Genomic DNA, 22,164 nt, shown 5'->3' on the forward strand with positions numbered 1-22,164 from the left:
CGGACGGACGCGGGTCACTTCCGCGCGCGCGGACCGGTGCCGGCCCCGAGGGCGGGGCCGCCCCAGAGGGCGCCGGGTCCCGCCGCCTCACGGCCGGCGCCGCCGGGGCCCCCGTCACCGTCCGGGCGCGGCGGGCCGCCCGCCGGCCGCCCGCCCCGGCCCGACGACAGGAACTCCCGGAACACCTGCGCGGAGCGCGGGTTCTGCCCGCACTGCCACACACCGTGCGGGCAGTAGTCGGTGATGCTGTGGTACAGCGGCTTGTGGTCGGCGATCCACGCCAGCATGTCCCGCATGTACTCGGCGTTGTCGCCGTTGCGGAACAGCCCCCACTCCGGGTACGAGATCCGCTTGCCGTGCTCCCGCGCGAAGTCGATGTGCTGCTGGAGGCCGTACGGCTGGGTGACCTGCTCCTCGAAGCTCTCCCCGGGCGGCTGGTCGTAGGAGTCCATGCCGACGATGTCGACCACGTCGTCCCCGGGATAGCACTTCGTCCAAGCGATCGAGTCAGGGCCCCGGTTGGGGGCGAAGTCGAAGCGGAACCGCTGGCCCCGCACCGAGCGCATCGAGGACACGATGTTGCGCCAGTACCGCTTCCAGCTCTCCGGGTCGGGCTTGCACCGGTGGGTGTAGTTGAACCCGTTCATCTCCCAACCGAGCACGATCACGGTGTCCTGCAGCCCGAGGGAGACCAGGCGCCCGGCCAGCCGCCGGAAGTGGTGGTCGTACGCGCCCTCCGCGCCGGCGCGCAGCAGCTCGGCGACCCGGGCGTCGGGCACGCCGGCCTCGTTCCGGTCGAGCATGGGCACGTTGAGGACGAACAGCCGGTCCGAGCGCTCCTTGCGCCACCGCGCCCAGGTGTGCAGGGAATCGGGCGCCCCCTCGATGTTCGTCCAGGTGTCGCCGGGCAGATAGGTGTGCCCGGCTCGCAGGTCGGTGCCGCCGAGCCAGTGCGAGAGCCCCTGCATCCGGTCGACGCCGGGTGAGCCGTAGTGGAGGTAGGCGCCCACCGCGACCCCCTTCCCGGAGCCTCCCCCGAACGCCCCGTGCGGCGCGGGGGCCGGGGCGCCCCCGGTGGCGAGCAGTACGACGGCGGCCGTACTGGCGCAGGCGCCGGCCATCCAGCGGCCTCTACGGGACATGGCGTCTCCACAAGGTCTGCGAAAGGGTCTGCGAACAGGTCTGCGAACGCGTCGGCGAGCGGTGTGCCTCCTCAGCGACGTTAGGCACCCCACCCGGACAACGGCCTGTCCGGTGTCCCGATCCTGGACCATTCGCCGTAGCGGACCGCCGTCGTTTGATCCGATCAGGTGACGGCGGGAGGGCCGGACATCCGTTCGCCGGGAGACCGGCCCGTCCCGGAGGCGGGTCAGGCCCGGCGGGAGCCCCGCAGCAGGCGGCTGACGACGGCCGCGGCCGTCTTCCGGTCCCGCGCGAACCAGGCGCCCAGCTCCTCCCGCACGGCCTCCGCGACGCCGCCGCGCACCGCGGGGCCACCGAGCATCCCGTGCGTGGCGCCCTGGAACTCGGGCCGGTCGAGCTTCACCGAGACGACCGCGACCAGCCCCTCGCCGGCGCCGTCGGCGGCGGGTCCCGGCTCCGCCGCCGACAGCGGCCCCCGCTCGCGCGTGAACGCGCCGACGGCGGCCGCCAGCCCGTCGCGCAGGCCTTCGGCGTGCGTACCGCCGTACGGGGTGGGCGAGCTGTTGGCGAAGCTCAGGACCCGCTCGCCGGGGGAGTCGTGCCAGCGCAGGGCCACCTCCACCGTGCCGCCCATCGCCGGGACCTCCCGCTCGAAGCCGAAGACCTCCGGGTGGACGGGCTCCCCTGCCCCGGCCCCGAGGAAGGCGACGAACTCCCGGGCCCCGTCCGGGAACCGGAACCGCTCGGAGCGCGGCCCGTCCGCGGCGCGCCCGTCGGTCAGCGTGAGGTCCAGGGCACGGTTCAGGAAGGCCAGCTCCCGGAAGCGGTCCGCCAGTACGTCGAACGCGTACGGGGCCGTGCCGAAGATCTCGGTGTCGGGCCGGAAGGTGATCACGGTGCCGGTGCCGGCCGCGGGGCCCGCCGGGGTCAGCGGCGTGACCTCCTTGCCGCGCTCGTACTCCCGCAGCAGGCGGACGCCGTCGTGCCGCAGCTCTGTGGTCAGGCGGCTCGACAGCGCGTTGGCGACGCACAGGCCGGTACCGCCCAGGCCCAGGGCGACCACGTGCCGGCCGGCGTGCCGGCGTCCGGCGGGCAGGCGGCTCAGCAGCGCGTCCGCCTCCTCCGCGGGCAGCGCCGGGCCGTCGTCGGCGACCCGTACCGAGCCGTCGGCCGTGAGGGTGATGTGCACGGCCCCGGCACGGCCGGCCAGGACCTCGTTCACCGCCCGGTCGGCGACCTCGAAGACCAGCTGGTGCAGCCCGCGTTCGCCGCTCGACCCGACGTACATGCCGGGCTTCTTCCTGATGGCTTCCAGGCCCTGCAGCACCTGGATGTGGGAGGCGTCGTACTCGATGCGGTCCTTGCTCATGAAGTCCCCCTTCGATGGTGTCCAGCAGACCCCCACAGCCTAGGCATGATCTCGCATAACACCAGGTCAGGCCCTTTTCCCCGAACCGGTGTACGGCCGGATGGGCGCCCCGCGCGGGTCCGGGCGGCCGACCTGTCGCGACCCCGGTTGCCAGGCGCCGGGGACCCCCTCCGAAGGCCCCCGGGCCCCCGTTCCGGGCGGCCCGCAGGCCCCCGATTCCCGGTTCTTCAGACCATGAGCAGCAGCCGCGTCTGCGGCACCAGCTTGCGGTTGACGCTCGTGCTCTGGATGAAGATCGTGAAGTCGTCGTTGTGGTCGGGCTTGACGCGGACCTCCGCGTCGGGCAGGCCGAGCAGGGCGCGGGCCTCCGGCCCCGTGTAGACCCGGTCCGTCTTCTTCTCCAGCACCGCTATCTGCTTTCGCGCCTGGACCTTTTCCGACTTGCTCAGCTGGTAGAAAGCACAACCGGTGCGGTAGGTGTGCCCGCTCTCGACGACCCATTCCCGGATGGCCGCGTCACGGGCCACCGGAATGAGCTGGTACTTCGACGGATCCGCGGGAGTGAGACCGGCCGCCTCGATCGCCTTCTTGTTGACCGCTTCACCGCCCGTGGAGAAAACCGCCCGCGATCCGCGGATTCCCTTCGTACGGCCCACCATGAATTTCTCGGTGGCCTCCTGGATGACCTGCCCGGCGTCCTCCAGCCCCTGCGTGCTCGTGGCGTCCCAGATGGCGATGTTGTCCTTCGGGAAGCCGCACTGCATGGCCTCGCGCTTGCCCATCTGGTCCGGCACCAGGACGGCCAGCGTCCAGTTGTCGTCCTGCGTCTCGATCATCGTGCCCACGGCCTTCACCAGCTCACCGGGGGTGCGGCCGGGGGCGCCCGGGCACCGGTGGCTGGCGTTCTCCTGACCATCGGTCAGCACGAAGGTCAGGAAGCTGTGGTCGCCGTACAGCTGGGCCGTCTGCGCCAGCTCCCGCTGCGACTGCAGCGTCGCCGCCAGCAGCGCCGTCATCCCGCCGACCCGGTACAGCTGCTTCAGGGACGGCATCCGCAGCACGTCCTTGTCGTAGATGACGCACTCGACCTTGTTCGAGAACACGTAGACCGTGACCCGGGTTTCCTGGTCCAGTTCCTTGGAACGACGGGCCAGATAAGCGATCTGCTGATCGGCTACGTCGACCACCTTCTGACTCAGGTGCGACATGGAAGAACTCGCGTCCAGCACGAGGGCGACGTGATTGATGTAATTCTGGATTCCGGCCATGGCGGACCCCCCTGATTCCGTTCCCGACTTGATGCTCCGATCCTCGCACCCGCCACTGACAATCGGCCTCGGACCGCTCGGCCGGCGGCCTTCGAGGAGTGCGCAGGCGAAAGCGTACGGAGCGTCGGGGGCTACCCCGGCGGGCCGCCGAAGACCGGGAAGGACGCCTGGAACGCGGAGGGATACCGCTGTTCCGCGTACTGACAGCGTCTCACCCCGTCAGCGGGTGAAGCCCGCGACCGAGGTGTGGGCCGTGACGGTGCCGTTGCCGAGGAGGGCGGCCTTGGCGTGGAGGCGGTCCATCACCGAGGGGCCCGGGTCGCCGTACACGTCGATGGAGCGCATCCGGATCAGCGGGACGAAGGCCCGGAACCTGGGGCCGCCGAGTTCCAGGTGGAGCTCCAGCGAGGCCGCGTCGGGGTGGACGGCCACCAGGGTCATGGTCGACCCGGCCCGGTCGACGTGGAAGCGGTAGGCCAGCAGCTGCGGTTCGACCGTCTCGACGAAGGCCGCCAGCTCCCGCATGGCCGCCTTCACGTCGTCGAGGCGGCCCGGCAGGACGTCCGAGTGGTCGACGTAGTAGATCGTCTCCGGCGGCGGCATGCCCAGACGCTAGCGGGACCGGGGGCCGGCGCCGGCCCGCCGCGCCGCGTTCACCGGAGGACGGCGATGCCCAGGGGGCGGGTCCCGGCCGGGAGGCGCCGGGTGGTGCCGTCGGCGAGGTCGACGACGGTCAGCCCGTTCCAGTAGCCGTCCCGCGTGTAGCCGCCGGTGACGTACGCCGTCCGGCCGTCGCGCGACACCGCCACGTCCTCGTGCGGGCCCTCCAGCGGGTACACGCGCTCCTCGCCGCCCGGCGACCGCACGGTCAGCGACGGGCCCGCACCCTCCTCCACGGCACCGGTGCCCACGACGAGGAGCCGCCCGTCGGCCGTGAGGGCGGTCCCGTGCTGGTGGGTGGCGGCCGTCATCGGCTCCACCGCGACCGTGCCGCTGCGCGGGTCCACCACGGCCAGCCGCTCCCCCTCGAACGGCAGCAGCAGCCGGCCGTCACCCGGACGCACGACCGCGTAGTGCGGCTTGAGCCAGGAGCCGAGCCCGCCCTCGGTGCCGTACGGGGCGACCTCGATGCGGCGCGGGGCGAGGGTGTCCGCCGAGACCACCGTGACGTCGAAGGAGTCGTGCCCGGTGACGTACACCTCGCCGCCGTCACGGGCGACGTCCACGTCGAAGGGCCGCCGGCCCACCGGCACCGTCGCCGTGACCGAGCGCCCGGCGGTGTCGATCACCTCCAGGACGCCCCGGCCGCCGGGGACGTTCACCCCCACGTAGGCGCGCGAGCCGTCCGGCGAGAGCGCGATGCCCATGCCGCCGCCCCGGTACTCGCCGGTGCCGACCGGACCCGTACGCGTCGTGTACGGGATGCGGGCCACCCGGGTGCGGGCACGGGTGTCGACCACCGCCACGCCCTCGGCGGTGGCCACCCAGGCGAGCCCGTCCGGGCCGACGGCCAGCCCGTACGGCGCCGTGCCGACGGCCACGGACCCGACCGGGCCGCGCCGGGGATCGACGAAGGTCACGGTGTCGGCGCCGAAGTCGGCGACCAGCAGGGTCCCTTCGGGGGTGGGGAGTCCGCCCGGCAGCGGGGTCCCGCCCGGGGCGGCGGGCGGGGCGGAGGCACGGCCGGCGCCGCCCTCCGCCCCGGCCGAGGTGGTGCAGCCGCCGAGCAGCGCGAGGACGGCCGGTACGGCCACGAGCAGTGCCCGGCCGCGGGCCCGGGCCCGGCGGCTCACCGCGCGCTCCGGCCGCCGCCGCCCGACCGGTCCTGCGCCGCGCGCAGCAGCCGGGCCAGGCCGTCGAAGCCGCGCCGCACCGCGTGCTCGTACGCCGTCACGCCCTTGGAGTCGGCGAGCCGCGGGTCGGCTCCGGCGGCGAGCAGCAGCCGGACGACCTCCTCGTGGCGGGAGCCGCCGTCGCCGAGGATCACCGCCTCCAGCAGGGCGGTCCAGCCGAGCCGGTTGACGTGGTCGACGTCGATGTCGGTCTCCGCCAGCACGGCCCGCACGTATCCGACGTGCCCGCGCTCGGCGGCCGGGATGAGCGAGATCCCGCCGAAGCGGTTCCGCTGCCCCAGATCGGGTCCCGCCGGGAGCAGGGCCCGCATCATGCGGACGCTGCCGGTGACGCCGGTGACCAGCCAGGGGCTGTCCGCGCGGGAGTCGGGGGCGTTCGGGTCGGCGCCGGCGGCCACCAGGACCTCGGCCGCCCGGAGGTGGTCGCCGAGCACCGCGAGCAGCAGCGGTGTGCGGAGGTCCTCGTCGCGGGTCTCCAGGGCGGCGCCGGCGGCGAGCGCGGCGCGCACCGCGTCGGTGTCCCCGGCCTTGGCGGCGTCGAGCAGCAGTCGGTCGTGCGGGTTCATGCCCCCATCGTGGCCCGGCCCGGCAGGGTGGGCGGTCCGCCCGCCGTCCCTGCCGGGCCGCCCGCCCGGCCGACCCGCCCGTCATCCGATCGGCTGATCCGTCCCGCACCGGCATCGGCTACCAGGGCCCGGCGGACCGGCCGCGGCGACGTGCCTCAGCCGGTGCAGCCCGGGACCGTTCCGGTCGGGGCGCAGTTGTTCGGCCGGTTCTCGCGGACGACGTCGCCGTTCAGGGTGAGACCGCCGGAGGCCCTGAAGATGCCGCCGCCGTCGGCCGCCCGGTTGTCGGTGATGGTGTTCCGCTTCAGCGTGGACGTGCCGGACGCCGGCAGCCCTGCCGCGTGGTAGAGCCCGCCGCCCTGCGCGGTGCCGTTCTCCGCGGTGGCCGTGTTGCGGAGGATTTCGTTTCGCTCGGCCCTGAGGACCCCGCCGTCGGGGTTGTCGATGCCGGCGCCCTGCGCGGTGCCGCCCGGTGCCTCGACGGTGTTGCCCGTGATGCGGCTCTCCTTCAGGTCGAGCGTGCCGGAGGGGCCCACCCGGACACCGCCGCCGCGCGCGATGCCGTCCTTGGCGACCGCCCGGTTGCCGCTGATCTTCACGCCCTTCACGGTCATCAGGGCGTTGTTGGCGATGCCGCCGCCCTGGGCCACGCCGCCCGGGGCGTCGGAGACGTTGTCGCGGACGGCCCCGCCGATCACGGTCAGTCTCCCGGAGTCTGCCGGGATGCCGTTGGAGACGGCCGCGCGCGCGGTCCCCTTCTCGGCGAAGGCGCGGTTCCCGCTGATGACGGTGTTCTTGATGGTCGTGCCGAAGAAGCTGATGATGCCGGCGCCGAAGGCGGTGCTCCGGGTGTCCGGGGTGACCGTCGCGGTGTTCCCGCTGAGCTTCGAGTCGGTGATGGTCAGCGGACCGTCGTTGGAGATGCCGCCGCCCGCGGCGCCGCTTTCGGGCTCCTGCCCGGTGTAGACGACGTGGTTCCCGCTCACTTCGGTGTCGCTGATGGTGCTCTTGGCGCTGCCGGGGCTGTCGATGCCGCCGCCCTGGGCGAAGACCGGGGAGGCGGAGGTGTTGCCGGTGAACTTGCTGTGGGTGATCCGCATCTTCCCGTTGTTGGAGATGCCGCCGCCGCAGGAGGCGCCCACGGCGTCGGGGAAGGCGGGGCAGTCCGTGGCGTAGCCGCCGCGGATGGTGGTCCGGATCAGCTTGAGAACGCCCGTCTTGTCGACGTAGATGATCCGGAACCTGGGCACCTCCCCGCCCTGCCCGTCGCGTTCGATGGTGGCCCCGCGCCCGTCGATGGTGATCTCACTGGTGATCACCGGCAGACCGTTGCCCGGGTTCACGGGGTCCGGCGCCCGCAGTTTGTACGTGCACCCCCGCGCCAGCCGGATCGTGTCCGCCCTCGGGGTGCCGTTCGCCGTGTTGATCGCCTTGACGAGGTCCGGGACCGAGCAGGGGACCTGGACGGTGGCGGCGTGCGCGGCCTGGGCCGGGACCGCGACCAGCGCGCCCGCGACGAGGGCGAGGACGGCCGGGACGTGCCGACGGGACATGGGTTCCTCCTTCTGCGACTTCGGGGGTGCGGCCGGGGCGGGGGAGCACCCGGCCGAGCCCAGCCGACCACGCACCCGGGTGGTCGGCTCCCCGGCCTGATCCGTACGGGCGCGCGGACAGCCCGTACGGATCACGCGGTCCTGCGAACGGGTGGGGCCCGCACGCCCTCTTGACCCCCGGTCAGCGGAACCGGTGCAGGTTCTCGCGCAGGAAGGCCTCAAGGGTGCGCGGGGCGCGTCCGGTGAGGCGGAGGAAGGCGTCGTCCGGGACCTCCTCGCGGGCCGCCGCGAGCTGCTGGATCTCCACCACGTGGGAGGCCAGCCAGGGCGGCATCCCGGCCCGGTCGACCAGGTGGGCGTGGAGTCCGGCCGGGCCGAGGTCGAGGTAGCGGACCGGCCGGCCGAGCATCTCGCCTAGCAGCGCGGTGAGTTCCGGGTGGCTGTAGGCCCGCCCGCCGGTGAGCGGGTACGCGCCGCCGGCCGGCTCCGGGCGGGTGAGGAGGACGGCCGCGGCGTCGCCGATGTCCCGGACGTCCACGTAGTTGCACCGCGCCCCGCCCATGGCGCCGTGGACCAGTCCGGCGCGGGCGATGCCGGGGGCCAGGAGCAGCAGCTTCTGCATGAAGGCGTACGGCCGCAGCACGGTGGCGGTGGTGCCGCAGGACCGCAGCCGCTCCTCGACCAGGTGGTGGCCGCGGGAGACCGCGACGGGGGAGTCCGGCTCGGCCGCGGGCGCGGACACCTTGACGATGTGCTCCACCCCGCAGTCGACGGCCGCCTCGATGGCGTTCAGCTCGTACCGGACCTGGTCCGGGCCGTTGGCCATGGTGAGGAAGAGCCCCCGGGCGCCCCGGAAGGCCGCCCGCAGGGAGCCCGGATCGGCGGCGTCCGCCGCCACGACCGTGGTACGGGCCAGGGTCTGCTCGTCGAGGCCGGCGGCCAGGCGGACGGGGTCGCGGGTCAGGGCCCGGCCGGCTGCGCCGAGGGCCGCGAGGCTGCGCAGGGTGGCGCCGCCGGTGGCGCCGGCGGCGCCCATGATGACGATCACGGTGTCTTCCTTCCGGAGCGGGGTGTGGCGGGGAGCCGCCGCCAGGCGGTGATGGTGGCCGCGATCGCCGCCGACACCGGCAGGTCGACGGGAAGCCGGCGCGGCCAGGGGCTGTCGGCGAGGGCCGGGACCTGCGGCAGCCAGTGGGCGGCGGCGAGTCCGGCGGCCAGGCCGAACAGCGCGCCCGCCAGGCCGAGGGCGGCGGCCGCGAGCGGGCGCGGTATGCGGGCGGGACGGGTGTGCGCGGGCCGGCGCCGCAGGGTCGCGCCGAGGGCGGCGGCGACCAGGGCGGAGGTGCCGCCGATGGTGGTGAGTGCCGCGGCCACCAGCTGCGGCTGCCCGGTGACGGCCCCCGCGAGACCGGCCGTCAGGGCGGGCATGGCGTAGGCGGCCAGAACGTCGGGCCACAGGACGGGCGTCGGCGGGGGAGCGCCGGGAGCCTTCGTGCTCGTCATGGGGTGTCCTCTCGGGAGAGATGCTCGGATGTTCAGTCGGCTGACTACTACGTCAGGGGGTCAGGTGATTAGTTCCCTAATTACCTGGGTGAAGGAAGGGCGGGTCGCCTCCTGGCGGCCCGCCGGGTCGGGGTCAGTCCTCCGTGAGCGAGTCGATGCCCGCGACCACCCGGGACAGCAGGTCGAGGAAGGTGGTGCGCTCCTCGGGGGAGAGGCCGTCGACCAGTCCCTGCATCCGGCTGAAGTGCTCCGGTGCCAGGTCGCGCAGCTTGTCGGCGCCGCGCGCGGTGAGGATCACCACGTTGCCGCGCCCGTCCTCCGTGGACGGCCGGCGGGCCACCAGTCCCTCCCGCTCCAGGCCGTCGACCAGGCCCGTCACCGTGGCGCGTGACACGCCGAGGCTCGCCGCGAGCCGGGAGGGCGACTTCTCGCCGCCGTGGTCCTCCAGGTCGGCCAGCAGCCGGTAGCGGCCGGTGGAGAGGCCGAAGCGGCCGAAGTGCACCTCGCCGGCCTGCCCGATCCGGGCGCCCGCCGCCATCAGCCGTGCCGCGACCAGGACCGCCTGCGGATCGGCCGTGAGGCCGTAGCGGGCGATCTGGCGGCGGGCCTGGTCGAGGGTGGGCGCGTCGGGGTCGTTGCCGGGATGCTGGATCACGGGGAAAGTATGGCGGCTAATCAGATTGCCGGTCAAGTGAGGGGCGGGCGCGGCGACGCGGACGTCGCAGAGGTCCTGCTCGCCGAGCAGGACCTCGAAGGGCTCCTCGCCTCCTCGCTCGACCGGGCGTGGTGGTGCGGACCCGCGCCCTCGGTGTCGGCGGCGTCGTCGAGCGGCCGTCGGATCCCGGCGATCGCCTCGGCCGCCGAGCCGTCCTGGCGGTGCGCCGGCAGCCGGCGGCCCTGGCGGACCTCGCCGAGCAGGGGCCCGCAGCGCCCCCGCGTCCCGCCGAAGGCGCCCGGAATCAGCCCTACCGCTTCGGGCCGCCGACGCGCCCGACCCCGCGGCGCGGCCGCACCGGCGGAGCGTGGCGCGGGTGTACCCGCCCCCGCGGCTCCCCGCCGGGGCGCCGGGCTTCGGCCACGCGCCCCCCTGCGCCGCCCGGGCCCACGTTCCTACCCGTTGGTTGCTGGGCACCCGCTTGGTGCCCGTTGATCAGCACCCGAGGAGAGCCCCGATGACCAAGGTCCTCGTCCTGCACAGCGTCAGCATCGTGAGGTCCGCGCTCGCCGCCCTGCTGAGATCCGAGGGCGGGTTCGACGTCACGTGCGCCGGCTGGCGGTCCGCGGCCCGCGAGGCGGAGTCCTTACGGCCGGACGTGACCGTCGTCGACCTCGACTGTCCGGGCGCTTCGGCCACCCTGGAGGCCCGGGCGGGGACCTCCCGCCCGCTCGACGGGCCGCCCGACCCGCTGCTGGTCCTCGCCACCTCGGGAACCCCCGGCTCCCTGCAGCGTGGAGTCCGCGCCGCGGCGCGCGGCTACGTCGACAAGGACGGATCGCCCGGCCGCCTCGTCCGGGCCATCCGCAAGGTCGCCGCCGGAGAACGGTTCGTCGACCCCTCGCTCGCCTCGGCCCTCCTGGAGGCCGACCCCATGCCGCTCAGCCCGCGCGAACTGACCGTGCTGGCCCGGGCCGCGGAGGGTGACTCCATCGCGGAGATCGCCCACGCCCTGCACCTCGCCAGCGGCACCGTGCGCAACTACATGGCCGCCGCCACCCGCAAGATCGGCGCCCGCAACCGGATAGACGCGATCCGGATCTCCCGGCGGGCCGGCTGGGTCTGAGCCCTACCCGCTCCCACCCGCCCGCTCCCACCCGCCCGCTCCCACCCGCCCGTTCACACCCGCCCGTTCACACCCGGGCGTTCCAGACCCCCACCAGCTCCCGGTACAGCGCCGACCGGGCCGGGAGGTCCGCGTGCGTGCCGCAGACCGCACGGCTCCCGTCGAGTACGAGGACCCGGTCGGCCCGGGCCGCGGAGGAGATGCGGTGGGCCACGACGACCAGGGTGCCGGGGCGGTCGGCGAGCGCCCGCTCGGCGCGCTCCTCGGCCGCCGGATCGAGGTGGCAGGTGGCCTCGTCGAGCAGCAGCAGCGGAGCGGGCGACAGATGGGCGGCCACCAGGGCCAGCAGCTGCCGCTCGCCCTGCGAGAGCCCGGCCGGGTCCAACGGTGCGTCGGGCCCGCCCAGCCGCCGCACGAGGCCGTCCGCCCCGAGGGCCGCCACGGCCCGTTCCAGCCGCGCCCCGGACACCGGCCCGGGGCACAGGTGCGTCAGGTTCTCGCGGACGGAGCCGGTGAACACGTACGCCTGCTGCGGCAGCAGGGTCCGCCGGGGATCGGGGCCCCGGCCGGGCCCGCGCAGCGCCGGGGCTCCGGCCAGCAGCACGGTGCCCCGGCCGGGCGGCAGCAGCCCGGCCAGCAGGGCGGTGAGCGTGGACTTGCCGATGCCGCTCGGCCCGACCACGGCGAGGTGCTCCCCCTCGCGCAGGGCCAGGTCCAGGCCGTCGACCACCGGCAGGGCGTGGACACCGTACGCGAACCGCACCTGCCGCAGCTCGGCGGCGAGCCCCCCGCCGCCGGGCGCCGGCACCGGCACCGGCTCAGGACCGGGCTCCCGCGCCCCCGGGGCGGACGCCCGCCCCGGCCGCGGGAGGCAGAACCGGTCCAGGACCACCACGAGCCGGGTGCCCGCGGAGCCCAAGGCGCCCATGAGCGCGTCCAGCGCCGGCAGCAGCGACTGGACCAGGTACGTGAGGGCCGCGGCCAGCGCTCCCGCGCTCAGCCCCCGCCCGAGCAGCCAGGGCGCCCCCAGCAGCAGCGCGACGACCGGGAGACGGCCCGCGACGCCGAGCGCCACCGTGCGCAGCGCGGCCCACCGGGCGAGCAGCCGGGTCAGCCGCTCCTGTTCGGCGATCAGCAGCAGCGGGCCGGCCCCCGCCTCGGCGCCGCCCCCGCAGGCGACCACGTCGCGCAGGCCCGCCGCCAGCTCGCCGGTCCGCGCGGCCAGGGCCTCGTCGGTGTCGAGCGCCCGCCGCTGCACCCGGGCCATCGGGCGCAGCGTCAGCAGGAACCCGGCCGTGCCCAGGAGCAGCGGCGGCAGCACGAACAGCAGCAGCACGGGCGCCAGCGCCGCCATTCCGGCCAGCGCCCCCGCCGCCGTGAAGACGAAGGACCGGGCGACGAGCACCAGTCCGGCGAAGGAGTCCCGGGCCATCTCGGTCTGCTGGGTCAGCCGGGAGACGGCCCCGTCGTGCGCGGCCCGCGCGGGTTCGGCGACCGCCCGCTCCAGGGCCTGGCGCACGGCCCGGCGCACCAGGCCGTCGCGCAGCGGTTCGACGAGGTCGGCGAGCCCGCCGAACACCCCCCGCAGGGCGAGCCCGCCGAGGAGCGCGCCGGCCCCGGCGACGGCCAGCCAGGCGAGCCCGGTGTCGGTCCGGGCGGCGAGGAAGCCGTCGTCGAGGGCGCGGGCCACCGCGTACCCGCCGAGGAACGTGTGGGCGGACTCCAGCAGGGACCACAGCGCGAGGCGGCGCAGCGTCCGGGCCCGGCCGCGCAGGAAGCGGAGTCCCTCGCCGCCGACCCGCCGCCAGGTGCCGTCCCCGCTCACCGCCGCTCCCCGGGGCCGGCCGCGTCCCCGCCGGCCCCGAACAGGGCGCGGTAGCCGGGGTCCCGCCACAGCTCCGCGTGGGCCCCGGTGGCCCGGACCCGGCCCGCCTCCAGCCATACGACGAGATCGGCGCGGGCGGCCGTGGCGGCGCGGTGGGTCACCACGAGCCGGGTCCGGGCCCGTACGTCGCGGGCCAGGGCCAGCTCCACCTCGCGGGCGGTGACGGTGTCCAGGGAGGAGGTGGCGTCGTCGAGGACGAGCAACCGTCCCGCACCGCGGAACGCCCGTGCCAGGCCGAGGCGTTGCAGTTCGCCGCCGGACATCGGGGCGTCGGCGAGCGGCGTCCGGTAGCCCCGGGGCAGGCGGAGTACGAACGGTTCGGCGCCGGCGGCCCGCGCGGCGGCCCGCACGGCGTCCGCCCCGGGCTCCGGCCGGCCTCCGAAGGCGACGGACCCGCCGACGGTCGCCCCGAACAGCGCGGGCCGCTCGAAGGCGTGACCGACCTCGCGGCGCAGCGCCCGGGCGGTGAGCTCCTCCAGCGGGGTGCCGTCCAGCAGGACCCGGCCCCCGTCGCAGGGGGTGAGCCGTCCGGCGGCGGCGGCCAGCAGGCTCTTGCCGGACCCCGAACGGCCGACGACCGCGGTGGTGGTGCCGCCCGCCAGGCGCAGGTCGACGCCGCTCAGCACGGTCCGGCCCGCCCGCACCAGACTGACCCCGCGCAGCTCCAGCGTGCCGGGGCCGTCGGCGGCGTACTCCCGTTCCCCCTGGGGGAGTTCGGGCAGGCCGAGCAGGGCGGCCGTGCGGCGGGCGGCGGCCCGGCCGCGCACCACCGCCGCGAGCCGGCCCGTGACGGCTCCGGCACCGGCCGCGAGCCCCGCGTAGCGGACGGCCGCGAGCAGGCCGCCGACGCCGAGCGCCCCGGCCGCCAGGCGCAGGCCGCCCACGCCGAGGACCACGTACAGCAGCAGCGGCATCAGGGCGCCGGTGCGGGCGGCGGTGCCCCCGTAGATCCGCCACATCAGCCGTCCCTCGCGGCCCAGTTCGGGCAGCGGGGCCAGGATCCGTGCCGCCTCGCGTTCGGCGGTGCCGGCCGCCGCGATGGTGCGGGCGCCGGCCAGGGCCTCGGCGAGGCGCCCGGCGAGGGTGAGCTGCACCTGCTGGTAGCGGCCCACGCTGGCGTCCGACGCGCGGGCGAAGGCCCGCAGCAGCAGCGCGAGGACGGGCACCCCGGCCAGGAAGGCGAGGCCGGTCCAGACGTCGACGAGGAACAGCGCGACGAGTCCCCCGACCGGCGGCAGCAGGGCCGTGACGGCCGTCGCGGCCGCCGCGGGGACGGTCCCGGCGGCCGCGGCGTGCGCGGTGAGCCGGGCCGAGACCTCGCCGGGGGAGTACCGGGCGGCGTGGTGCGGGGCGGTGCGCAGCAGCGCGCCGAGGCCGCGCCGGCGCAGCCAGGCGGTGGAGCGGGCGTCGACGCCGCCGGTGAGCCGTGCGGTCGCGGCGTCCAGCAGCACCTCGGCGGCGATCACCGCCGCGCAGCACAGGGCCCACAGGGTGCCGGAGGGGTCGCGGCGCAGCAGCAGGTCGAGCGCGTGGCCGAGGAGGGCCGGTTCCGCGAGTGCCGCGCAGGCGGCGGCCAGCGAGCAGCCGGCCACGGCGGCGCTGCGGCCGGCGCTGTGCCGCGCGGCCGCCCGCAGCGCCCGGTCGGCGGCCGCCGCTCCACCGGACGGGTCGGCGGCCGCGGCTTCACCGGCGGCGGGCGGGGTCATCGGCGGCGGCTCCTCGTGTCTCCCGGGGCCCGGGACACGGGTGCCCGGGATGAGGTGCGGGCCCGGGCGGGGGTCCGCCCGGGCCCGAAGTGACCCGATCAGTTACAGGTCGTGATGCTCAGGCTGCTGTCGCCGCAGAGGAGGAGGCTGGCGCGGCTCCCGCCACCGCCGCCGCCGCCGAGCTGCGCCGCCTCGGTGTTCTCTTCCTTCGGGGTCTCCATGGACTGCAGGTCGAGAAGGGTCATGGCTGGTTCCTTTCCTTCGCTGGTGTGTTCCGATGGGTCACGGCCCCCCGGTGGGGGACCGGCTCTGGGGCCGCCGCGGTGCGCGGCGGCGGGAGGAACGGCAGGTGCACGCGTCCGCCGGTGGCGGCGCTGCCGAGGGCCAGGAGGGCCCCGGCGGTGCCGGTCGACAGGTCCATGGACAGGCGCATCATCTGCTCGCCGGGGAAGGCGAGGTGTCCCTCGTACGGAAGTGCGTGGCGGGCCAGGGCCTCGATCTGCCGGCCGATGTCCGCGGGACCGGTGCCGGGACCGGGGGTGGTGGTCCGGGACAGGTGCAGGATCATTCCGGCCGCGCCGCGGAAGAGGCCGGGCTGGGCGTAGAAGGTGGCCTGGGCCGCCCGGACGATCTCGGGCCGGGCCTTCTCGAAGCGGTCGTCCCGGGCGTGCCGCGACCAGTCGTCGAGGACCACGCCGATGCCCACGCTGCCCGCGCCGAGGTAGGGCATGGTGCGCCAGCCCTCGTCCACCTGGAGGGTGCCGAAGGCGCTGGTCACGCAGCGGTCCAGGTCCCGGTGCAGGAAGTGCCCGGCGCGCCGCAGCAGTTCGGGGTCGCCGGTGCGCTCGTACAGGCGCAGGTGCAGCAGGGCGATCCCGCTCTGCCCGTACAGCAGCCCCGCCCGCTTCAGCCCGGGGGCGGCGGCGTGGGCCAGGTCCGCGCAGCGCAGGGCTGCGTCGTGCAGGGCGCTCTCGCCGGTGGCGGTGCCGAGGGAGTCGAGGGCGAGTCCGATTCCGGAGAGGCCGCCGTGCAGGTCGGGTCCGGCGGACCGCCACGGCTGCGCGAGCAGGCGCTCCACCAGGGCGGACGCGCGCTCGTGGTGGCCGAGCCGGTGGTGGGTCCAGGCCAGTCCGGCGAGGCCGTCGTAGAAGCCGAGCGGGGTGCCGGACTCGGGGTCCCGGGTCCGGGCGAGCAGCCACTCCTCGGCCTCCGGCCAGGGCGCGTCGCCCGTCTCGGCGAGCGCGTACAGGACCCCGGCCGCCCCGTGGCCGAAGGCCGTACCGCCGCCGGCGGTGGCGAACTGGGCCGGATCGCCCGGGAAGAGGCGGTCCTCGCGCTCCGGGGTGGCGGTGGCGCGCAGGCCGGCCGTCAGGGAGGCGCGGGCGGACGGCCAGTCCTCGGGGCGGGCCGGGAGGTACGGCCGGGCGGGGGCGGGTGCCCGCCGGGCGCGGGAGCCCTCGTCGGGATCCGCGAGGATCTCCCGTACCGCCTCGTCGAGGAAGGAACGGGGTACGGGGAACTGCCCGGCGGCGATGTCCGCGAGGTGCGCGGCCTTGCCCCGGTCCATCACCAGCAGGCTGGTCAGCGGCAGGAACAGGGCGAGGCGCAGGCAGGACAGGGCGTACCGGTCGACGGCGAAGCCGCGCCGGCCGGGCGGTGCGACGAAGGCCGGGTTGGCCACCGTCTGGCGCAGGCCCTCGTCGACGTGGGCGGCGGCCTCGAAGTCGAGCAGCGCGACGGAGGGTTCGCCGGTGTCCGGGTCCTCCGCGACCATGATGTTGAACAGGTGCAGGTCGTTGAAGACGACGCCGCGGGCGTGGACCGCGTCGACGGCCTCCGTCACACGGGCGTGGATCTTCAGCGCCCAGTCGGTGTAGGCGGCGAGCTCCGCGGGGCCGGGGTCGGCCTCGATCAGCGGATGGCGGCGGGCGAAGTAGGTGTTGAGGGGTTTGCCGTCGAGGTACTGCAGCGCCAGGAAGTGGTGGTCCCCGACGGTGAAGGCGCCGCGCACGGCGGGTACGCAGTCCAGTCCGGCCAGCAGCTCCAGCGCCCGGTGCTCCCGGTGCAGCCGGGCCACGGCGTCCGCCCCGTCGGCGGCCAGCCCCGCGAAGGGCCGGGCCTCCTTGAGGACGACCGCCTCTCCCGTACGGGTGTCGCGGGCCGCGTACACCCCGCCGCCGTTGGAGAAGTGCAGGGCCCGCTCCACGGTGTAGGGCATGCCCTCCAGCGTGACGGCGGAGCGCCGCTCCAGGTGCGGCCGCAGGAAGTCCGGCTGCTCCACCCAGGCGGGCGGCCGGAACACCGGACCGCGCACCTCCGGCACCAGCCGTCCGCCGGGCTCCTCGATCGCGGGGACCAGCTCGCCGTGTTCGTCGTAGCAGTGCCGCAGGGTGAAACTGCCGTAACGCAGGTGCACAGGGCCGTCGTTCCAGCGCAGGTCGCTGAGGACGTACGGGCCGGGCTCGCCGGCCAGCAGGGCGTCCAGGTCCTCGGCGATGCTCCGGCAGGCGTCCGCGTCGGCGGGGTAGACGGTGACGAACTTGCCGCTCGCCGCGCGGTCCGCGTACTTGGCGTTGCGCAGGTGCAGCAGGTAGCGGCTGGGCACGAACTTGAAGGCGGTCCGCCGCTCCACGCAGTAGCCGTGGACCCGGTCGAGGACGGACTCCGCGTTGTCGAGGCGGGCCGACACGTGGATCTTCCAGCCCTGGGAGGGGAGCGGGAGGCCGAGGGGCCGCAGGGCCAGCCAGTCTCCGCTGCGGTGCGAGCGCCAGCCCTCGGGGACGGGGGCGGTGGCCGCCGGGAACTCCTCGCCGGCGCGCCGGTACGGGGCGTCGTAGAACCAGCGGTCGGCGTCGCAGAAGGCCGCGTGCCCGTTGTTCACACCTGCTCCCTCGGTCGGTGACGGGAGCAAAGGTGGCACGTGGCGAGGAGCCCGCGACAGTCGCGTTTGTCACCAGCCCGGCGTGCAGTACGCACGGGTCACCAGGGCTCCCGCACGCCCCGCGTCCGGCCCGCCTCCGGCCCGCCTCCGCCCCGGATCCGGCCCTTCGCCGGCCCCGCCGCCGCTTCGATCCGGTCACGCTGGACGGCCCCCCGGCGAACCGGAGGCCGCCGCCACCAGGCATCCGATATCCGAACGGGCCGTCCGTAAATCGATCCTCGATATGCGGAGGCCTTTGGGATCTGGCAGTGTCACCCCCAACTGGCCGCTGGATAGCAGAGATAGGGCCAGTTTCAACCTTTGAATCGAAAGCGAGTCCTGTCGTGCGTCACCGCTTAGCAGCAGTCTCCGCCGCCGCCCTCCTCTGCCTCGCCGGCGCCACGGGCGCGGCGGAGGCCGCGCCCGCGACCCCGCACGGTCCGTCCGCCATGGTCTTCAGCGTGGTCCAGGGCCGGGACGCCGCCACCGGTACCGCCCTCCGGGCCGTCACCCTCAGCTGCGCCTACACCGCCGAGGGCACGCACCCCGACCCGAGGGCCGCGTGCGACGCGCTGGGCGCCACCGGCGGGAAGCTCGACCGCCTGCTCGCCGCCCCGGCCCCGGACCGCCCCTGCCCCCGGCAGTACGCCCCCGTCACGGTCACGGCGGACGGGGTCTGGCGCGGCAGCCGCATCGCCTGGCAGCACACCTTCCCCAACCCCTGCGAGATGGCGGCGACCCTGAACGGCAACCCGCTCTACGCCTTCTGACGCCGCGGGATCAGCGGCCGCCCTCCGGGGCGAGCGCCGCGGCCGCCGCGAAGAGGCGGGCGCAGCGCCGGGTCATCGCCTCCGGGGTCTCCTCGGGGTGCTTGACCCACCAGCGGACCAGGGTGGCCACCAGGTCCCGCCACACGTACAGCAGCGCGTCGGCGTCCAGCGGGTCGTCGGATCCGGCACCGCTCAGCAGTTCGGCGGTGCCGGCCGCGGCCAGCCGGTCGATGGCCGACCGGTACCCGGCGGCCGTGCGCGCCGCCTCCCCGCCCGGGGGCAGGGTGGTGTCGTAGAGCACGAACCACGACTCCCGCCGCCCCTCCAGTGCGGTGAAGATCGCGTCGAGCACCCGCAACGGGGTCTGCGGGGTGGTCCCGTCCGGCCCCATCGCCGTGCGGACCGCTCCCAGCAGCCGGTCGCCGACCGGTACGAGGCAGGCCACCCAGAGGTCCTCCTTCGTGCCGAAGTACTGGTGCAGCAGCGTCTTGGTGACGCCGACCCGCGCCGCGATCGCCGGCAGCGAGGCCGCGGCGTAGCCGCGGGCGCCGAACTCCTCCGTGGCGGCGTCCAGCATCTGCCGCGCGCGGAGCTCGCGGGGGACTCCCTTGGTGCCGGCTTTGGAAGAAGGGGTTGCCATGAGCCGATCTTACCAGTAGGTAATTTACCTCAAGGTAAGTTCGTGCCACGGCGACCTCTGGAGTACCTCCATGGACGGCACCACCCCCCGCCCGGCTCCGCACGCCCGCACCCGCTCCTGGTGGGGCTGGGGCTGGGCCGACGAGCACCCCGCCGACGCGGAATGCGTCGCGATGGGCGCCCTGCTCCCCGGCACCCTCGCCCGCCCCCTGCCCGTCCCCGACGTACGCGACCTCGTACGCGGCCGCCGCATCGGCGCCCCCGCCGTCGAGCCGCCGGCCGCCCTCGCCCACCTGGTCACCGCCGACCCCGCGGACCGGGCCGCCCACGCCATGGGAAAGGCCTACCGCGACGTGGCGCGCGCCCTGCGCGGGCAGCCCGGCCGCATCCCCGACCTGGTCGCCCGCCCCGCCGGCGAGCAGGACGTGGCCGACCTCCTCGACTGGGCCGGCGGCCACGGGACCGCCGTCGTCCCGTACGGCGGCGGCTCCTCGGTCACCGGGGGAGTGGAGTACCGCGGTGACGCCCACCGGGCCGTGCTGTCCCTCGACCTGACCGCGATGCGGCGCGTCCTGGAGGTCGACACCGAGGGGCGGGCCGCGCGCATCCAGGCCGGCGCCCTCGGGCCGGACCTGGAAGCCCGGCTGCGCCCGCACGGCCTGACCCTGCGCCACTTCCCGCAGAGCTTCGAGTTCTCCACCCTCGGCGGCTGGCTCGCCACCCGGGCCGGCGGCCACTACGCCACCGGACGCACGCACATCGACGACTTCGTCCAGTCGATGCGGGTGGTCACCCCCGCCGGCACCAGCGGCTCCTGGCGGCTGCCCGCCTCCGGCGCGGGCCCCTCGCCCGACCGCCTCTTCCTCGGCTCCGAAGGCGCGCTCGGCGTCATCACCGAGGCCTGGATGCGGCTCCAGGCACGCCCCCGGCACAAAGCCTCCGCGGCCGTCTCCTTCACGGACTTCCACGCCGCCCTCCGCGCGGTGCGCGACCTCGCGCAGTCCGACCTCTCACCCGCCAACTGCCGCCTCCTCGACCCGGGCGAGGCGGCCCTGTCGGGCGCCGCCCACGACGGCGGCTCCGTTCTCGTCCTCGGCTTCGAGTCCGCGCACGAACCGGTGGACGGCAGGCTCGCCCGTGCCGTCGAACTGGCCCGCTCCCACGGCGGCCGGCCCGCCGACGCCCGCTCCCACGGCGGCGGGCCCGCCGGGAACACCGGCCCGGACCACGGCCCCGACGGGACACCGGCCGGCGACGCGGCCGTCGGCGCCTGGCGCGCCGCCTTCCTGCGGATGCCCTACCTCCGCGACGGCCTCGTCCGGATGGGCGCGGTGGCGGAGACCTTCGAGACGGCCGCCACCTGGGACCGCGTCCCCGCCCTGATCGACGCCGTACGCGCCGAGGTCGGCGCGGCCGCCCTCAAGGCCACCGGACACCCCGCCACCGTCAACTGCCGCCTGACGCACGTCTACCCGGACGGCGCGGCCCCCTACTTCACCGTCCTCGCCGCAGGACGGCCCGAGGACGGAGTGGCCCTGTGGGACGACCTCAAGGCGGTCGCCGGCGAGGTCCTGCACCGGTACCGCGCCACCATCACCCACCACCATGCCGTGGGACGCGACCACCGGCCGGGCTACGACCTCCAGCGCCCCGAACCCTTCGCCCTCGCCCTGCGGGCCGCGAAGGACGCGCTCGACCCCCGCGGCATCCTCAACCCGGGCGTCCTCGTGGGCTGACGGGCCGCCCGCCGCTCGCCCGATCGGCGGGACCTGTTCCCGTACGCGGGGCGGCGCCGCCCGGAACGGTTACGGATGTTCCCGGCATCCGGCATCGGCATCCGGCCCCGTGTCCCAGGGAGACTTCGATGAGCTGCATCAACCGACGCGACCTCGCACTGCTGGCCCTCCGCGCCGGGACCGGGGCCGTGCTCATGGCACACGGCACCCAGAAGCTGTTCGGCTGGTTCGGCGGCGGCGGCCTGGAGAAGACCGCCGCCGCCATGGAGCACATGGGCTTCACCCCCGGCCGGCAGAGCGCCCTGGCCGCCGGGCTCGGTGAGACCGGCGGCGGGGCCCTGCTGGTCCTGGGGCTCGCGACCCCGGCCGCCGGCGCCGCGGCGGCGGGTGCCATGGCCGGCGCGGTGGCCGTCCACGCCCCGGCCGGCTTCTTCGCGCAGTCCGGCGGATTCGAGTACCCGGCCTTCCTCGGGTTCACCGCGGCCGCCATCGGCCTCGCCGGCGCGGGCCGCTACTCCCTCGACCACGCCACCGGCCACACCTTCGACCAGCGGTGGATGCTCGGGCTGGCCTTCGGCGCCAGCGCCGTCGCGGCGGCCGTGGTCGTCGGCAAGCGGGCGAAGGGGCGGCAGGACGCCGACGGGAACACCGGCTGAAGCGGCTACGAGAGGGTCTTGAACGAGTCGCGGGCGGTGGAGTGGTACAGGCCGACCCTCGGCTTGACGACGGCGCCGGGCGTGGTGAGCGGCAGGCTGACGCCGTCCGCGTTGGGCATGTGGTAGCCGTCGGCCAGGATGTTGATCTCGTCGGCGACGGGCCCGCCCGCGCCCGACGGGTCGAGGTCCACCGCCGCGTACGTGGTGGCACCCGGCCGGACCGGGTGCGCCGGACCGCCGATGCCCTCGGGCGGCGTCGCCTGGATGCCGAGGGCGGTGCCCTTGGCACTGAAACCGACGGCGGGGTGCAGGTCGAGCCCGCAGCTGGTGGAGCCGTTGTTGGTCACCGTGATGACGCGGACCGTGGCCGGGAAGCCCTCCGGCGCGGTCACCCTGACGGTGAGGTTCCGCGCGGAACAGGGGTGGGTGTAGGCGTAGCCGTCGTCGGTGCCGGGGCCCCCGCCGCCGCCCGGGACCTTGCCGTCGCCACCCGCGTCGGCCGGGCTCGCGGTGGCCGCCGGCGTCTCGCTGCGGGACGGCGTCGGAGTCGGAGTCGGCGTCGGCGAGTCCGACGGCGCGGACGTCGCAACGGCGGGGGAGGCCGGAGCGCCCGTGCCCGCCGCGGGCGCCGCGCTCGTCCCACCGCCCTCACAGCCGGTCAGACCCAGGACGAGCCCGGCGAGGGTGGCCAGGGCCGCGGAACGGCGCCGGTGGATGCGCATGATGGAACTCCCCGTGTGGTGCTTGCGTCCGGGAACCGTAACCGGTGCTCCGTACAAGGGAGTCGACCGGGTGCTGCGACACTCCGGCGCGCCC

At 75.6% G+C, this 22,164-nt stretch carries 20 protein-coding genes; 4 read left to right on the top strand and 16 right to left on the bottom strand.

All coding sequences use genetic code 11. From position 1 onward, the window contains the following. Positions 1–14: 14 nt before the first annotated feature. The 10 genes from ACQKM2_RS05120 to ACQKM2_RS05165 all read right to left on the bottom strand — a co-directional run bounded on the left by ACQKM2_RS05120 (position 15) and on the right by ACQKM2_RS05165 (position 9,910). Positions 15–1,142 carry a glycoside hydrolase family 26 protein gene (locus tag ACQKM2_RS05120; RefSeq protein WP_427706716.1) on the bottom strand — a complete coding sequence of 376 codons (1,128 nt, stop codon included), beginning with the start codon at positions 1,140–1,142 and terminating at the stop codon, positions 15–17. Between the two features lie 227 nt (positions 1,143–1,369). Beyond that, a complete protein-coding gene (locus ACQKM2_RS05125) occupies positions 1,370–2,512 on the bottom strand; it encodes an ATP-binding protein (protein WP_427706718.1) in 1,143 nt (380 codons plus the stop codon). 227 nt (positions 2,513–2,739) lie between these two features. Further along, a complete protein-coding gene (locus ACQKM2_RS05130) occupies positions 2,740–3,780 on the bottom strand; it encodes a vWA domain-containing protein (RefSeq protein ID WP_427706720.1) in 1,041 nt (346 codons plus the stop codon). A 219-nt stretch (positions 3,781–3,999) separates the two neighbouring features. Continuing rightward, complete coding sequence (locus tag ACQKM2_RS05135; RefSeq protein WP_427706722.1) at positions 4,000–4,383, bottom strand: hypothetical protein; 384 nt, start codon at positions 4,381–4,383, stop codon at positions 4,000–4,002. Positions 4,384–4,433: 50 nt separating this feature from the next. Next, complete coding sequence (locus tag ACQKM2_RS05140; RefSeq protein ID WP_427706724.1) at positions 4,434–5,573, bottom strand: hypothetical protein; 1,140 nt, start codon at positions 5,571–5,573, stop codon at positions 4,434–4,436. Then, positions 5,570–6,199, bottom strand: a complete 630-nt coding sequence (locus tag ACQKM2_RS05145) for an ankyrin repeat domain-containing protein (RefSeq protein WP_427706726.1) — start codon at positions 6,197–6,199, stop codon at positions 5,570–5,572. Before ACQKM2_RS05145 ends, ACQKM2_RS05140 begins: the two co-directional genes overlap by 4 nt. A 155-nt stretch (positions 6,200–6,354) precedes the next feature. Beyond that, the gene (locus ACQKM2_RS05150; RefSeq protein ID WP_427706728.1) at positions 6,355–7,752 is read right to left on the bottom strand and encodes a hypothetical protein; all 1,398 of its coding nucleotides are present in this window, start codon (positions 7,750–7,752) and stop codon (positions 6,355–6,357) included. Positions 7,753–7,933: 181 nt separating this feature from the next. Continuing rightward, positions 7,934–8,800, bottom strand: coding sequence for an NmrA family NAD(P)-binding protein (locus ACQKM2_RS05155; RefSeq protein ID WP_427706730.1), 867 nt, complete (start codon positions 8,798–8,800; stop codon positions 7,934–7,936). Next, the gene (locus tag ACQKM2_RS05160) at positions 8,797–9,255 is read right to left on the bottom strand and encodes a hypothetical protein (RefSeq protein WP_427706732.1); all 459 of its coding nucleotides are present in this window, start codon (positions 9,253–9,255) and stop codon (positions 8,797–8,799) included. Before ACQKM2_RS05160 ends, ACQKM2_RS05155 begins: the two co-directional genes overlap by 4 nt. A 133-nt stretch (positions 9,256–9,388) precedes the next feature. Next, positions 9,389–9,910 (bottom strand): MarR family winged helix-turn-helix transcriptional regulator, encoded by a 522-nt coding sequence (locus ACQKM2_RS05165; RefSeq protein WP_427706734.1) that lies wholly within the window; start codon positions 9,908–9,910, stop codon positions 9,389–9,391. 517 nt (positions 9,911–10,427) lie between these two features. Between ACQKM2_RS05165 and ACQKM2_RS05170 the strand changes: the two genes are divergently transcribed. After that, positions 10,428–11,036: a response regulator transcription factor gene (locus ACQKM2_RS05170; protein ID WP_427706736.1), complete on the top strand. Its 609-nt coding sequence runs from the start codon at positions 10,428–10,430 to the stop codon at positions 11,034–11,036. 67 nt (positions 11,037–11,103) lie between these two features. On the opposite strand, the gene ACQKM2_RS05175 is transcribed toward ACQKM2_RS05170, so the two are convergent. The 4 genes from ACQKM2_RS05175 to lanKC all read right to left on the bottom strand — a co-directional run bounded on the left by ACQKM2_RS05175 (position 11,104) and on the right by lanKC (position 17,508). Next, a complete protein-coding gene (locus ACQKM2_RS05175; protein WP_427706738.1) occupies positions 11,104–12,861 on the bottom strand; it encodes an ATP-binding cassette domain-containing protein in 1,758 nt (585 codons plus the stop codon). Further along, positions 12,858–14,627: an ATP-binding cassette domain-containing protein gene (locus ACQKM2_RS05180; protein WP_427706740.1), complete on the bottom strand. Its 1,770-nt coding sequence runs from the start codon at positions 14,625–14,627 to the stop codon at positions 12,858–12,860. The genes ACQKM2_RS05175 and ACQKM2_RS05180 overlap by 4 nt, the downstream gene beginning before the upstream one ends. Before the next feature lie 98 nt (positions 14,628–14,725). Further along, a complete protein-coding gene (locus ACQKM2_RS05185; RefSeq protein WP_401238381.1) occupies positions 14,726–14,872 on the bottom strand; it encodes a SapB/AmfS family lanthipeptide in 147 nt (48 codons plus the stop codon). Further along, positions 14,869–17,508, bottom strand: coding sequence for a class III lanthionine synthetase LanKC (lanKC, locus tag ACQKM2_RS05190; RefSeq protein ID WP_427706743.1), 2,640 nt, complete (start codon positions 17,506–17,508; stop codon positions 14,869–14,871). The genes ACQKM2_RS05185 and lanKC overlap by 4 nt, the downstream gene beginning before the upstream one ends. A gap of 383 nt (positions 17,509–17,891) precedes the next feature. On the opposite strand from lanKC, the gene ACQKM2_RS05195 reads away from it, so the two are divergent. Next, positions 17,892–18,317, top strand: coding sequence for a subtilase-type protease inhibitor (locus ACQKM2_RS05195; protein ID WP_427706745.1), 426 nt, complete (start codon positions 17,892–17,894; stop codon positions 18,315–18,317). A gap of 10 nt (positions 18,318–18,327) precedes the next feature. Here ACQKM2_RS05195 and ACQKM2_RS05200 read toward each other — a convergent pair whose 3' ends face one another. Continuing rightward, the gene (locus ACQKM2_RS05200; RefSeq protein ID WP_427706747.1) at positions 18,328–18,957 is read right to left on the bottom strand and encodes a TetR/AcrR family transcriptional regulator; all 630 of its coding nucleotides are present in this window, start codon (positions 18,955–18,957) and stop codon (positions 18,328–18,330) included. A 70-nt stretch (positions 18,958–19,027) separates the two neighbouring features. Here ACQKM2_RS05200 and ACQKM2_RS05205 point away from each other — a divergent pair, with 70 nt between their 5' ends. Further along, the gene (locus ACQKM2_RS05205; RefSeq protein WP_427706749.1) at positions 19,028–20,692 is read left to right on the top strand and encodes an FAD-binding oxidoreductase; all 1,665 of its coding nucleotides are present in this window, start codon (positions 19,028–19,030) and stop codon (positions 20,690–20,692) included. Between the two features lie 128 nt (positions 20,693–20,820). Further along, positions 20,821–21,348: a DoxX family membrane protein gene (locus tag ACQKM2_RS05210; RefSeq protein WP_427706751.1), complete on the top strand. Its 528-nt coding sequence runs from the start codon at positions 20,821–20,823 to the stop codon at positions 21,346–21,348. Between the two features lie 5 nt (positions 21,349–21,353). On the opposite strand, the gene ACQKM2_RS05215 is transcribed toward ACQKM2_RS05210, so the two are convergent. Continuing rightward, entirely contained in the window at positions 21,354–22,070 is a 717-nt protein-coding gene (locus tag ACQKM2_RS05215) for a DUF4232 domain-containing protein (RefSeq protein WP_427706753.1), read from the bottom strand. Positions 22,071–22,164: the final 94 nt, after the last annotated feature.

This window comes from Streptomyces sp. NPDC004126 (genome assembly GCF_050275515.1).
Taxonomy (GTDB): Bacteria; Actinomycetota; Actinomycetes; order Streptomycetales; family Streptomycetaceae; genus Streptomyces.